Origin of the sequence: Brevundimonas sp., from assembly GCF_041911375.1 — a bacterium.
In the GTDB taxonomy this organism is placed as follows: domain Bacteria; phylum Pseudomonadota; class Alphaproteobacteria; order Caulobacterales; family Caulobacteraceae; genus Brevundimonas.
In genome coordinates this window covers 62739-76380 of record NZ_JAYRPA010000073.1, presented here as the reverse complement: position 1 = coordinate 76380, position 13642 = coordinate 62739, and the positions used below count along the sequence as shown (strand labels likewise).

Genomic DNA, 13642 nt, shown 5'->3' with positions numbered 1-13642 from the left:
GACTGGACCTAGCTCCCGGCCCGGATCGGTTCGGCCGGGGGCTTGCGGGTCAAGGGCACGCCCTTCAGCCACAGCTTCAGCGCCTCCCAGTGTATGGCGGCCACCACCTTGATCGTCAGCAGCGGCATGGCGGCCATGGCGGCCAGAAGCGCGCGATCGCTAAGCGCCCGCCGACGCCCGCGCATCGCCGTGGCGATCAGCAGGCCTTGGCTGTCCAGCCCGTCGATGGCCAGGTCCAGACGTTCGTCGGGGACAGACCCCTTGAACGCATAGCGCATGTCCATGTCCATGAACGGCGAGACGTACAGGCCCTTGCCCGTCGCCTGATCGATCCGCCCTACCCGGCCGTCCTCCGGCGCCACCGGCAAGACATAGGCGCGGCGTTCGCGAAAGGTGCTGGTCACCTCGTAGATCATGGCCGCCAGGGCGCCGTCCGGGCGGTGGCAGTAGTACAGGCTGATCGGGTTGAAGACGTAGCCGAGCACGCGCGGCATGGTCAGCAGGCGGATCGCGCCCGAACCGATGTCCACGCCCCGCCGTTCCAGCAGCCGCGTCGCCTGCACGCGCAAGGGCGTCTCCGACCCATCGCCATGATCGGCGTCATGGAATCCCATCAGGTTGAACCGATTGCGCGAGAAGAACCGAAGACTGCGGCTCATCTGGTCCAGTTCGTCCAAATCAAGCAGCATCCAGAAGACGCGATAGCGCAGCGTGTGCTCTCGCGGCCGGAGACGGTGATGCATCACCTGACCGCTATAGAGCGCCGAGTTCACGCCGCTCTCGCCAACGGCCGGGTTGCCGGCGTCAGATGAATGCGGCCGCTCTCGTTCTCAACAGTCCAGGGACGACGGACGCCGCCCAGCTGCTCGGCGACGGCCAGGCCGGACTGGAGCCCGTCCTCGTGAAAGCCCGCCCCGAAATGGGCGCCGCAGAACCAGACGCCGCCTTGCCCCTGAAGCGTCCACAACGCCTTCTGGGCCTGAACGGCGGCAGGGTTGAAGATGGGGTGATCGTAGGCCTCGGTCCTGAGCAGCGTCTCGGGACGGGGCGGGCGCGGCGGGTTCAGGGTGACAAACAGGTCTCGCCCGGGCAGCCCCTGAAGCCGGTTCATCCAGTAGGTGACGCAAAGTCCGTCATCCGCGCCGATGTAATTCCAGGCGGCCCAGGCGCGACGGCGACGCGGCATCAGGCTGGCGTCAGAATGGAGGACCGTCAGATTTCGGCTGTAGCGGAAGGCGCCGAGCAGGGCCTGCTCTTCGGGCAGGGGCTGATCCAGCATCGCAAGAGCCTGATCCGCGTGCGTTCCGATGACCACATGGTCAAAATGTTCGACGCCCCCCGCCCGATCCTGAACGTCCACGCCCTCGCGGGTGCGTTGCACCCGCGTCGCCTCGCACGCCAGACGCACGCCGTCGCCCAGCGCCGCCGCCAGCTTCGCCACATAGGTTCGGCTGCCGCCGCGGACCGTGCGCCACTGAGGCCGACCGACCAGCTTCAGCAGGCCATGGTTGCCGCAGAAGCGGATGAAGGATTCGGCCGGATAATCCATCAGGGTATGGGCGGGCGAAGACCAGATGGCGGCGGCCATCGGGAGCAGATGGTCATCCCGGAACGCCTCGCTGAAACCCTCGCGCTTGAGATAGTCGCCCAGCGTCAGCGTCGGGTCGGCCAGCCCGGACAGATGGATCGGCGCCTCGCGATAGAAGCGCAGGATTTCCGACAGCATGCCCCAGAATCGCGGACGGAAGGCGTTGCGCCTCTGCGCGAACAGGGCCGGAGCCGCGTACTCGAACGCGCCCCTGTCCAGAGAGACGGCGAAGGACATGTCCGTCGCCTTGGTCTCGACGCCCAGATGTTCGAACAGGGCGATCAGGTTGGGATAGGTGGCGTCATTGAACACGATAAAGCCGGTGTCGACGGGCGTCGCCGCCTCGCCCGGCTGTCGGACGTCGACCGTGTTGGAGTGGCCGCCCAGCCGATCGTCGCGCTCATAGACAACGACATCATGCCGCTGCGACAGCAGCCAGGCGCAGGACAGGGCGGAGATTCCGGAGCCTATGACCGCGATCCTGAGACGACGACCGGGTTCGACTTCACGGGGGAAGGCAGGCATGGAGACTCCAACGAAAACTTCGGCTTCGATACGCGACTATTTCTCGTTCGGATGCTCGCGATCCGTTCAGCCTCGCCGTGCGTAGGAGCAGCATGCATGAACAGGTCGTCGCGTTTCAGAAGGCTCGCCCAGGCATGACCCCGGGCGCAGAGCAGTACGGCCTGCTGATCCAGGCCGTGGCGAGCCGCCGCGATCGCGAGGCGTTCGCCCAGCTGTTCGAATATTTCGCACCCCGCCTGAAGGCCTATCTGATGAAGGCCGGAGCCCCCGCCGGGGCCGCAGAGGATTTCGCCCAGGACGCCATGCTGACGGTCTGGCGCAAGGCTGACCTGTTCGATCCCACGCGCGCCAGCGCCGCGACCTGGATATTCACCATCGCCCGAAACCGTCGCCTGGACGTGCTGCGGCGCGAGTCGCGCGCCCTCCCCGTCCCCGAGATCGCCTTGGCGGCGGAGGAGCCGGAACGCCCCGACGATCATCTGTCCAACATCGAGCAGGCCGGGCTGCTCCGCGAAGCCATGCAGCATCTTTCGCCGGACCAGATCGAAGTTCTGCGTCTCGCCTTCTTCCTCGACAATCCGCACTCCGAGATCGCACGCCAGCTGGACTTGCCGCTGGGAACCGTGAAATCCCGCATCCGAAAGGCCATGATCAAACTGCGTACCTTGCTTGAGCCGTCCAGCGTGGGAGATTTCTCATGACGGCGCATCGCCTGTCCGAAGAGCGTCTTCTCGCCTACGCCGCCGGCGCGATGAGCGCGCCCGAGGCCGTCGTGGTCGCGACGCACCTGGCCATGCGGCCCGAAAGCGCCGCCTGGGTGCATCGCCTGCAGGCCGTGGGCGGCCGGATGCTGGAAGACCTCGATCCCGCGCCCATGGATGATCACGCCCTGGCCCAGGTGCTGGCCCGCGCCGAGGTTGATGGGGGTGAGGCCGAGGCTTCTGCTCCGCTGAACGACATGCCCGAGTTGCCGGAGCCCTTGCGCCGGTACGCCTTGGGCAAATGGCGCTGGATGGGACCGGGCGTGCGCGTCCGCGACGTCCATGCCCCGCGCGAAGGCGAATGCCGCGTCATCTTGCTGGAAATCCAGCCCGGGCGCGAGACGCCGCGCCACACGCACGGGGGCGTGGAGCTGACGTGCGTCCTGTCGGGCGCCTACGCCGTCGGCGACCGCCGTTTCGATGTCGGCGATCTGGAAGAGGCGGACGAAGCCACGCTTCACCAGCCGCGCGTGGTGTCGGAAGAGGCCTGTCTGTGCGTCGCCGCGCTGGATGGCCAGATCCTGCTCGACGGCTGGATGGGCCGGTTGTTCCAGCCCTTCATTCGTCTCTGACCTGCAGGACGCGGGAAAGCATCCGTCGCTTCCGGTCGTTCGTACCTCTGCAAAGGTTGGAGCGGCCATGCTTGTTTTGCTTATCGCGGCCTTCGCGGCGGTCATCGCCATGTCGATCGCCTGGGGCGTTGTCCGGGTGACCGGAGATGGCGGCTGGACCGATGTGGTCTGGCCCCTGTCCATCGGCGCGATCGGCGCCGCGGCGGCGCTCTGGCCCGCGCCGGCCGCCGAGGACGCCCGGCAATTGCTGGTCGCCGTTCTGATCGGTGTCTGGGCGCTTCGACTGGGCGGCTACATCGCCATGCGCACCGCGCGCGCCGAGGCGCCGGACCCCCGGTATGAGCAGTTCAAGAAGGAATGGGGCGGTTGGGGCCTGAAGGCCTGGGCCTTCCTGATGATCCAGGCGGCGACCATCGTCGTGCTGGTCGTCTCTCTCCGCGCCGCCGCGGTCCGGCCTGACGCCGACCTGGGCTGGCGCGACGGCCTGGCCGTGCTGATCGTCGTCGTCGCCGTCGCGGGCGAGGCGTTGGCGGACCGTCAGATGGCGGCGTTCCGAAGCGACAAGTCGAACCGCGGCAAGGTTGCGGACGTCGGTCTGTGGGGCTGGTCGCGGCATCCCAACTATTTCTTCGAATGGATGGCCTGGCTGGCGTGGCCGATCATGGCTCTGGACCCCGGATATCCGTTCGGCTGGCTGTCGCTGCTGGCGCCGACCCTGATGTGGTGGCTGCTGAACCACGTGAGCGGGGCGCCGATGCTGGAGGCCCAGATGCTCAAATCCCGGCCGGACGCCTATCGCGACTATCAGCAGCGCGTGTCCCGCTTTTTCCCCCTTCCGCCGAAGTCACGCTGAACGGAACGCCCATGCCCATCGCCGCCCTTCTCCGATCCATCCAGGATGCACCCGCGCCCGATTTCGTCACCCGCCCCGCCATCGCGGCCATGGTCGCCGGCGCGCGCAAGCGCCTTGTGGACGAACCCGGCCTCGACGCCCGCTTCGCCGAAGAGATGGCCCGGCGCGCCATCGCCGAGCATGCCGACGCGGCCAATGCCCAGCACTACGAACTGCCGCCGGAGTTTTTCCAGATCTGCCTGGGCCCGCGGCTGAAGTATTCGTGCTGCCTGTATCCGTCCGGTGGAGAGACGCTGGCGCAGGCTGAAGAGGCGGCGCTCGCCGAGACATGCGCGCATGCCGATCTGAGCGACGGCCAGAAGATACTCGAGCTTGGGTGCGGATGGGGCTCGCTGTCCCTCTGGATGGCCGAACGGTATCCGGCCGCGGAGATCGTCGCCGTGTCCAACTCCAGCGGCCAGCGCGCCTATATAGAAGGTCAGGCGGCCCATCGCGGTCTGAACAATCTGACCGTCATCACGCAGGACATGAACGTCTTCGACACCGACCGCCGGTTCGACCGCATCGTGTCGGTGGAGATGTTCGAGCACATGGCCAACTGGCGCGCTCTGCTGACCAAGGCCCGCACCTGGCTGACGCCCGAGGGGCGGATGTTCATCCACGTCTTTTCGCACCGGACGACGCCGTATCGCTTCGAGGTTTCCGACACGTCGGACTTCATCGCCCAGCACTTCTTCACCGGCGGGGTGATGCCCAGCCACAACCTGATGCGCCAGTATGCGGACCTGTTCGTCGTCGAGCAGGAATGGCGGTGGAGCGGCGCCCACTACGAAAAGACCGCCCGGCAATGGCTGGCCAACATGGACGCCGAGCCCGAGAGCGTCGGTCGCATCATGCGGGATGTCTATGGCGATGACGCGGCCCTGTGGACGCGGCGCTGGCGACGTTTCTACCTGGCGACGGCGGGCCTGTTCGGGGACAGCGGCGGGCGCGAATGGGGCGTCAGTCATTACCGCCTGCAGGCGGCTTGAAGGAGGAGAAGACCGATGAAGTATCTGATCGCCTACCTCGGGACCGGCCTGGTCATGGGCGTTCTGGACGCCATCTGGCTGGTTCTCGCCGGACCGCGTCTCTATCGCCCCGCGATCGGTTCGCTGCTGGCCGACAAGCCGGACATGCGCGCCGCCGTGGCCTTCTATCTCATCTATGTCTTCGGCATCGTCATGCTGGCCGTGCTGCCCGCGCTGCGCGAAGGCGCCATGAGCCGCGCGGCTCTTTCCGGGGCGGTGCTGGGCCTGGTCGCCTACGCCACCTATGACCTGACCAATCAGGCGACGCTGAAGATCTGGCCCGTGCACGTCACCCTGATCGATCTGGCCTGGGGCACGATCGTCACCACCGCGGCGGCGGTGGGCGGCTACTGGCTGACGCAGCGGTTCGGCTGACCGAAAGATGTGAACCTTGGCCGCACGCGGACCGTTGGGACAGGACACCTGTCTGGAGTCGCGTCATGTCCTTCCGCAAAGATCGCCTGTCCCGTCCGATCTATCACTGGGCCAAGTCCGTCCTGCCCGAGATGTCCGCGACGGAAGCCGAGGCGATCGATGCGGGCGACGTCTGGTGGGACGCCGAACTGTTCACAGGCGCGCCGGACTGGGAGGTCTTCCTCGACATCCCGCCGGCCGAGCTGACGGACGAGGAGCGCGCCTTCCTGGACGGCCCCGTCGACCGGCTGTGCGCCATGCTGGACGACTGGAAGATCACCTGGGAGGACCAGGACCTTTCGCCGGAAGTCTGGGCCTTCCTGAAGCGCGAGCGCTTCTTCGGCATGATCATTCCGAAGCGTTACGGCGGGCTGGAGTTCTCGGCCTACGCCCACTCGGAGGTCGTGCGAAAAATCTCGACCCGGTCGACCTCCGCCGCCGTGACGGTGATGGTGCCGAACTCGCTTGGGCCGGGCGAGTTGCTGATGCAGTTCGGCACGGACGAACAGCGGGATTACTGGCTGCCGCGACTGGCTGACGGTCGTGAAATCCCCGCCTTTGGCCTGACCAGCCCCGAGGCCGGGTCCGACGCCGCCTCAATGACCGACGAGGGCGTGATCTGCGAGGGCGAATACCAGGGCCGCAAGGTTCTGGGCATGCGGCTGAACTGGAAGAAGCGATACATCACCTTGGGGCCGATCTCGACCGTGCTGGGGCTGGCGTTCAAGATGCGCGATCCGGATGGCCTGCTGGGCGGCGAGGAGAACCTTGGCATCACCGTCGCCCTGGTTCCGACCGACACGCCGGGCGTGACCATCGGCCGTCGCCACCTGCCCTCGATGCAGGCCTTCATCAACGGACCCAACGAGGGTCATGACGTCTTCTTGCCGCTTGACGCCGTGCTGGGCGGTCAGGAGCGTATCGGCCAGGGCTGGATGATGCTGAACGCCGCGCTGGCGGCCGGGCGCGGCATCTCCCTGCCTTCGCTGTCGGCGGCCGGCGCGGCGCTGGCCGCGCGCACCACCGGCGCCTACGCCCGCGTGCGTCAGCAGTTCCGCATTCCGATCGGCGAGTTCGAAGGCGTGCAGGAGCGCCTGGCCCGCATCGCCGCCAACGCCTATCTGCTGGACGCCGCGCGGCGCTTCACCTGCTCAGGGCTGGCGCTGGGCCATCACCCGTCCGTCGTCTCGGCCATCATGAAACACGGCGCCACCGAGCGGATGCGCACCGCCGCCAACGACGCCATGGACGTTCACGCCGGCAAGGCCGTCATCGACGGGCCCAGCAACTATCTGGGCAACTTCTATCGCGCCGTGCCCGTGGGCATCACGGTCGAGGGCGCCAACATCCTGACGCGCAGCCTGATCGTGTTCGGCCAGGGCGCCATCCGGGCCCACCCCTACATCCTCAAGGAGATGCAGGCGCTAGCCGACCAGGACGTCGAGAAGGGCCTTGCCCAGTTCGATGCGGTGTTCTGGACCCACGTCGTCCACACGCTGAGGACCGCGCGACGCGCCTTCGCGAGCGCCTGGACCGACGGCCTGTTCGGCGAGTCCCCCGTGGGAGGGCCGACACGGCGCTATTATCGTCGCATGGGTCGCTACGCCGCCGCCTTCGCCCTGGCGTCGGACATGGCGCTGCTGACCATGGGCGGCGAACTGAAACGGCGCGAGATGCTGTCGGCGCGGTTCGGCGACATCCTGTCCGAGCTTTACATGATGAGCGCCGCCCTTAAGCGGTGGGAGGACGAAGGCCGCGAGGTCGAGGATCTGCCCCTGCTGGACTACGTCATGCAGGACGGTTTCCTGACCATCGAGCGGCGGCTCAAGGAAATCCTCGACAACTTCCCGAACCGCCCTGCCGCCTGGCTGCTCAAGGTCTTCGTGCTGCCGTTCGGCGTGATCCGCACCGGTCCGCGCGACGCGACGGTCCGTGCCTGCGCCCGCCTGATCATGGAGCCGTCGGCCACGCGCGATCGGCTGACCGAGGGGGTCTATATCGGCGATGAAGCCGTGGGACGCCTGGATCGCGCCTTCGACCTGGTGGTGCGCAGCCAGCCGATCCACGACCGGCTGAAGGCGCGCCGTATCCGCCACTGGCGCGTCGCCGCCGAGCAGGACTTGCTGACAGGCGACGAACTGGCGCTGCTGGAAGAGGCCGAGGCGGCCATCGCGGGGGTCGTCGCCGTGGACGACTTCGCCCCGGAAGGGCTGGCGCGCGTCGCGTCGGGCCGATCCGCGCCCCGGGCCGCCGAGTAGCGGGCGTCCCAGCAGCGGGCGGTCGGGAGCGCCGGCCGCGACCTCAGATCGGCGCGCGCGCCTGTTGACCCAGACGCGCCGCCTGGGCCTCCATCTCGTCGGCCTGGGCAGGCAGGCTGACGCCGAGCGCCTGCAAGTCCGCATCGGTCACCATGCTCCCTGGCGTGCGGATGAACTTGGCGACAGGGTCGCCATCGCGGTTCAAGCGTGCGAAGCAACCGCCTGAAGACACGGGAGACGACATGACGGGCTGGCGCTTCTGGATCGATCGCGGCGGCACCTTCACCGATGTCGTCGCGCGTGCGCCGGACGGCGCGCTACGGACGATGAAGCTGTTGTCGGTGAACCCGGAGCAGTACGTCGACGCGGCCGTAGAGGGCGTCAGACGCATTCTGGGCGCATCCGCCGGGCCTCTGCCGGCGGGCTTGGTCGACGAAGTGCGTATGGGCACCACCGTGGCGACGAACGCCTTGCTCGAACGCAAGGGCCAGCCCACGGTGCTCGCCATCACCGCCGGCTTCGGCGACGCGCTGCGCATCGGATGGCAGAGCCGGCCTGCGCTGTTCGCGCGCAACATCGTGCTGACGGACCAGCTGTACGATCACGTGGTCCAGATCGACGAGCGGATCACGGCCGACGGCGCGATCGATCGCCCCCTGGATGAGGGCAAGGCCCACGCAGATCTGGCTGCGGCGTATGCGGCGGGTTTCCGGTCAGTCGCTGTGGTTCTGGTGCACGGCTGGCGCTTCGTCGGTCACGAGGTGCGGCTGGCGGAGATCGCGCGCGAGATCGGCTTCGAACAGGTCTCGGTCAGCCATGAGGTCGGGGCGCTGATCAAGCTGGTTGGGCGCGGGGACACCACGGTGGCGGACGCCTATCTGTCGCCGATCCTGCGAGCCTATGTCGATCGGGTCGGCGCCGACCTGGGCGGGGCGACGCCTCTGCAGTTCATGAAGTCGTCCGGCGGTCTGACGGCGGCCAGCGCCTTCCGGGGCAAGGACGCCATCCTGTCCGGCCCGGCGGGCGGTGTCGTCGGCATGGCCGAGACCGCGGCGGCGGCGGGGTTCGACCGCGTCATCGGCTTCGACATGGGCGGCACCTCGACCGATGTGTCGCATTTCGCCGGAGATTACGAGCGCACCTCAGACGCCGTGGTGGCCGGGGTGCGGCTGCGGGCGCCGATGCTGGCGATCCACACCGTCGCGGCCGGCGGCGGGTCGATTTGCCGCTTCGACGGCGGCCGCCTCCGGGTCGGGCCGGAATCGGCGGGCGCGGTTCCGGGACCAGCGGCCTACCGGCGCGGCGGACCGCTGACCGTGACCGACTGCAACGTCATGCTGGGCAAGCTGGACCCGGCCTTCTTCCCCGCCGTCTTTGGCCCGGACGGCGACCAGCCCCTGGACGCCGATGCGGTGCGAGCGCGGTTCCAGACCCTGTCGTTTGAGGTGGCCGAGGCGACCGGCCGGGCCGGCGCGCCGGCCCAGCTGGCCGAGGGCTTCGTCACCATCGCCGTGCAGAACATGGCCGAGGCCATTCGCTCGATATCGATCCAGCGCGGCTATGACGTGACCCGCTATGTGCTGAACTGCTTCGGCGGCGCCGGCGGCCAGCACGCCTGCCTGGTGGCGGACGCCCTGGGCATCACCCGCGTGATGCTGCATCCGTTCGCCGGCGTGCTTTCGGCCTACGGCATGGGTCTGGCCGAGGTGCGCGCCATTCGCCAGGCGACCGAGGCCGCGCCTCTGGCCGGGGAGCGGGACGGGGTTCTGGCCGAAAGGGTCGCCGCGCTGGAAATCGCCGCGCGCGACGACCTGGCGGCGCAGGGGATTGCGCGCGAGGCCGTGACGACCATCGCGCGCGCCGAGATCAAATTCGCAGGTTCGGACACGCCCCTGGTCGTGCCGTTCGGGCCGGCCGAGGCCATGGCCGAAGCCTTCGAGGCCCTGCACAGGCGACGTTTCGGCTTCTTCGCCGAGGACAAGGCGCTGGTGGTCGAGGCGCTGGAGGTCGAGGCCGTCGGGCGATCCCGCGCCTCCTCCGCGCCATCTCTTGCAAGCGGCGAAGGCTCCCCTCTGTCAACCGTCACGCGCCTAACGGTTCGCATGGCGGGCGAAGACCGCGACACGCCGGTCTATCGCCGCGAGGCGCTGACGCCCGGCGTCGCGGTCGACGGCCCCGCGATCCTGCTGGAAGAGACCGGAACGACCGTGGTCGAGCCCGGCTGGCGCGCCTGCGTCGACGCCGCGGCGAACCTGCTGCTGGAGCGGGTCATACCCTTGCCGGCGCGCGTCGCAATCGGCGCCGCGGTGGATCCGATCATGCTGGAGGTGTTCAACAGCCGCTTCATGGCCTGCGCCGAACAGATGGGCGAGGCCCTGCGCGCCACGGCCTATTCGGTGAACATCAAGGAACGACTGGACTTCTCCTGCGCCGTCTTCGACGCGACCGGGGCCCTGATCGCCAATTCACCGCACATCCCGGTCCACCTCGGCTCGATGGGCGAAAGCATCCGCACGGTCATCGCCTCCCGCGGCGAAGGGGCGGACGGACGCGGCATGCGGCGCGGGGACGTCTATATGCTGAACGCGCCCTATAACGGGGGCACGCATCTGCCGGACATCACCGTGATCATGCCGGTCTTCCTGGAGGCGGATCAGACGCCCGCCTTCTTCGTGGCCGCGCGAGGCCATCATGCCGATGTCGGCGGCCTGACCCCGGGATCGATGCCCGCCTCCTCGCGCACCGTGGAAGACGAGGGCGTGCTGATCGACGACTTCCTGCTGGTGGACGCCGGCCGGTTGCGCGAGACGGAAACGCGGGCCTTGTTCGCCTCGGGCCGCCACCCCTCGCGCAATGTCGATCAGAACATGGCGGACCTGAAGGCCCAGGTCGCCTCGTGCGCGCGCGGAGCCGACGAGCTGATCCGCATGACCGGCGAGTTCGGCCGCGACGTCGTCGCCGCCTATATGGGCCACGTCCAGGACAATGCCGAAGAGGCGGTCCGCCGCGCCGTCGCCGCCCTGAAACCGGGCGCCTTCGCCTATGAGATGGACGACGGAGCCGTCATCCGAGTGCGCATCGACGTGGACGTCCAGGCCCGAAGCGCCGTGGTGGATTTCACCGGCACCAGCGCGCAGCGGCCGACGAACTTCAACGCGCCGCTGTCGATCACGCGGGCGGCCACCCTCTATGTCTTCCGCACCCTGGTGGAAGACGCCATCCCGCTGAACGAGGGCTGCCTGAAGCCGATCCGGCTGATCGTGCCGGAAGGGTCGATGTTGAACCCGCGCTATCCCGCGGCCGTCGTCGCCGGCAATGTCGAGACCAGCCAGGCGGTGGTGGACACGCTGTACGGCGCGCTGGGCGTGCTGGCCGCCAGCCAGGGCACGATGAACAACTTCACCTTCGGCGACGACGTGCGGCAGTATTACGAGACCATCGCCGGCGGCTCGGGCGCGGGGCCGGGCTTTGACGGAACCAGCGCGGTGCAGACGCACATGACCAACAGCCGACTGACGGATCCGGAGGTGCTGGAGACTCGCTTCCCGGTTCTGCTGGAGGAATTTTCGATCCGGCGGGGCTCAGGCGGCGCGGGGCGCTGGCGCGGCGGCGATGGGACGGTGCGCCGCGTGCGTTTCCTGCAGCCGATGACGGCCGCCATTCTGTCCAATCATCGCAGGGTTCCGCCTTCTGGGGCGGACGGCGGCGAGCCTGGCGCGACGGGCGTGAACCGGGTGGAACGGAAGGACGGCGCCGTGGACGTTCTGGACGCGACCGCCGAGGTCGCCATGGCGACCGGCGACGTCTTTGTGATCGAAACGCCGGGCGGCGGCGGCTTCGGCGCAAAAGGCGCTTCCTGAGGACGCCGAACCGCGCGACCATCCATCGGGGGAGAATGAACCATGCTGGTGCTCTTGGGGATCGCGGTCGTGGTCGTGGGCTTCGTCGCCCGGATCAATCCGCTGGTGGTCATTCTGGTCGCGGCCCTGACCACCGGAGTGCTGGCGGCCGTCGGTCCGGGCGTCGATGGGCGCGCCCTGCTGGCGGCCGGAATAGACACGATCAGCCGTTTCGGAGAGGCCTTCAACGACAACCGCTACTTCCACATCACCTGGCTGGTGCTGCCCGTCATCGGCCTGCTGGAGCGCGCGGGCCTGCAGGAGCGCGCGCGCGAACTGGTCACGCGGTTCAAGGCCGCGACCGCCGGTCGACTGATGCTGGCCTATCTTCTGGTGCGGCAGGCGACGTCGGCGTTGGGCCTGACGTCGCTGGGCGGTCATCCGCAGATGGTGCGCCCCCTGATCGCGCCGATGGCCGAGGGCGCGGCGGAGGCGGAGCATGGACCGCTGACCGACAAGGCGCGTTTCCGCATACGCGGCATGGCGGCGGGCACGGACAACATCGGCCTGTTCTTCGGCGAGGACATCTTCATCGCCATCGGTTCGATCGTCCTGATCGTAGGCTTTCTCGAACAGGCCGGCGTGCGGGTGGAGGCGCTGCACGTCTCGCTGTGGGCCATCCCGACCGCCGTCGTCGCCTTCCTGGTCCACGGGGCGCGGCTGGCGATGTTCGACCGGGCGGTGAGGAAGGATATGACCGCCTCCGAAACGGCGGACCAGGCAGAGGCCGGCCGATGATCACGCTGGAGCACGCCTACGTCGCGACCGGGCTGATGTTCGCCGCTTTCTCGATCCTCAGCCTGCGCGACCCGTTGAACCCGACGCGGTTCCGCAGCGCCGTGTTCTGGGGCCTGGTCGCCCTGTCGATGCTGTTCGGATCGTGGCTGGGCGGCCTCGGCAATGGTCTTCTGGTCATCGCCCTTGTCGCCATCGGCGCGACGGGCAAGCTGGGCGTCGGCCGGCCCGCCACCACCACGTCGGAGCAGCGTCAGGCGAGCGCGGCGCGGTGGGGCGACGCCCTGTTCGTTCCGGCGCTGATGGTGCCGCTCGTCGCGGTGGGCGGCACGCTGCTGGCGAAATACACGCCCGCCGGCGCCTGGTTGATCTCGCCGGTTCAGACCACGCTGATCTCCTTGGGGCTGGGCTGCGTGATCGCGCTGGCGGTCGCCATGGCCTGGTTCCGGCCGCCCGTCATGGCGCCTGTGCAGGAGGGGCGTCGGCTGATGGACTCCATCGGCTGGGCCGCCCTGCTGCCGCAGATGCTGGCGTCGCTGGGCGCGATCTTTCTGGCCGCCGATGTGGGGCAGGTGGTGGGCGACCTGATCGCGCGGGTGATCCCGCTGACCTCGGCCTTCCTCGCCGTCTTCGCCTATTGCGCGGGGATGGCGCTGTTCACCATCGTCATGGGCAACGCCTTCGCCGCCTTTCCGGTGATGACCGCCGCCATAGGTCTGCCGATCGTGGTGCGTCAGTTCGGCGGCGACCCCGCCATCGTCTGCGCCATCGGCATGCTGGCCGGCTTCTGCGGAACGCTGATGACGCCGATGGCGGCCAACTTCAACGTGGTGCCGGCCAATCTGCTGGAACTGCCCGACCGCAACGCGCCCTTGAACGGCGTCATCCGCGCCCAGCTGCCCACCGCCGCGATCATGCTCGTGGCCAACATGCTGCTGATGTATTTCCTGGCCTTCCGGTTCTGATC

General features: G+C 68.3%; 12 protein-coding genes. 9 read left to right on the top strand and 3 right to left on the bottom strand.

What is annotated here, in order from left to right; translation table 11 throughout:
• Nucleotides 1-8: 8 nt before the first annotated feature.
• Nucleotides 9-773, bottom strand: coding sequence for a DUF1365 domain-containing protein (locus ACE3PU_RS12635; protein ID WP_374390309.1), 765 nt, complete (start codon nt 771-773; stop codon nt 9-11).
• The gene (locus ACE3PU_RS12630) at nt 770-2113 is read right to left on the bottom strand and encodes an NAD(P)/FAD-dependent oxidoreductase (RefSeq protein ID WP_374390307.1); all 1344 of its coding nucleotides are present in this window, start codon (nt 2111-2113) and stop codon (nt 770-772) included. The genes ACE3PU_RS12635 and ACE3PU_RS12630 overlap by 4 nt, the downstream gene beginning before the upstream one ends.
• Nucleotides 2114-2247: 134 nt before the next feature.
• On the opposite strand from ACE3PU_RS12630, the gene ACE3PU_RS12625 reads away from it, so the two are divergent.
• From ACE3PU_RS12625 to ACE3PU_RS12600, 6 genes are all read left to right on the top strand, one after another.
• Nucleotides 2248-2814: a sigma-70 family RNA polymerase sigma factor gene (locus tag ACE3PU_RS12625; RefSeq protein WP_374390305.1), complete on the top strand. Its 567-nt coding sequence runs from the start codon at nt 2248-2250 to the stop codon at nt 2812-2814.
• Complete coding sequence (locus tag ACE3PU_RS12620; protein WP_374390303.1) at nt 2811-3446, top strand: ChrR family anti-sigma-E factor; 636 nt, start codon at nt 2811-2813, stop codon at nt 3444-3446. Before ACE3PU_RS12625 ends, ACE3PU_RS12620 begins: the two co-directional genes overlap by 4 nt.
• 67 nt (nt 3447-3513) lie before the next feature.
• Entirely contained in the window at nt 3514-4299 is a 786-nt protein-coding gene (locus ACE3PU_RS12615) for a DUF1295 domain-containing protein (RefSeq protein ID WP_374390301.1), read from the top strand.
• Between the two features lie 11 nt (nt 4300-4310).
• Nucleotides 4311-5330 carry a cyclopropane-fatty-acyl-phospholipid synthase family protein gene (locus tag ACE3PU_RS12610; protein ID WP_374390299.1) on the top strand — a complete coding sequence of 340 codons (1020 nt, stop codon included), beginning with the start codon at nt 4311-4313 and terminating at the stop codon, nt 5328-5330.
• A gap of 15 nt (nt 5331-5345) precedes the next feature.
• Nucleotides 5346-5744, top strand: coding sequence for a DUF2177 family protein (locus tag ACE3PU_RS12605; protein ID WP_374390297.1), 399 nt, complete (start codon nt 5346-5348; stop codon nt 5742-5744).
• A 65-nt stretch (nt 5745-5809) separates the two neighbouring features.
• Nucleotides 5810-8041: an acyl-CoA dehydrogenase gene (locus ACE3PU_RS12600; RefSeq protein ID WP_374390295.1), complete on the top strand. Its 2232-nt coding sequence runs from the start codon at nt 5810-5812 to the stop codon at nt 8039-8041.
• Nucleotides 8042-8084: 43 nt separating this feature from the next.
• Here ACE3PU_RS12600 and ACE3PU_RS12595 read toward each other — a convergent pair whose 3' ends face one another.
• Nucleotides 8085-8246: a hypothetical protein gene (locus ACE3PU_RS12595; RefSeq protein ID WP_374390293.1), complete on the bottom strand. Its 162-nt coding sequence runs from the start codon at nt 8244-8246 to the stop codon at nt 8085-8087.
• Nucleotides 8247-8283: 37 nt separating this feature from the next.
• On the opposite strand from ACE3PU_RS12595, the gene ACE3PU_RS12590 reads away from it, so the two are divergent.
• Genes ACE3PU_RS12590 through ACE3PU_RS12580 form a run of 3 tightly spaced genes read left to right on the top strand, consistent with a single transcriptional unit; the run spans nt 8284 to nt 13640 of the window.
• Nucleotides 8284-11901 carry a hydantoinase B/oxoprolinase family protein gene (locus ACE3PU_RS12590; RefSeq protein WP_374390290.1) on the top strand — a complete coding sequence of 1206 codons (3618 nt, stop codon included), beginning with the start codon at nt 8284-8286 and terminating at the stop codon, nt 11899-11901.
• A gap of 42 nt (nt 11902-11943) precedes the next feature.
• Entirely contained in the window at nt 11944-12678 is a 735-nt protein-coding gene (locus ACE3PU_RS12585; RefSeq protein WP_374390288.1) for a DUF969 domain-containing protein, read from the top strand.
• Nucleotides 12675-13640, top strand: a complete 966-nt coding sequence (locus ACE3PU_RS12580) for a DUF979 domain-containing protein (protein WP_374390286.1) — start codon at nt 12675-12677, stop codon at nt 13638-13640. Before ACE3PU_RS12585 ends, ACE3PU_RS12580 begins: the two co-directional genes overlap by 4 nt.
• Nucleotides 13641-13642: the final 2 nt, after the last annotated feature.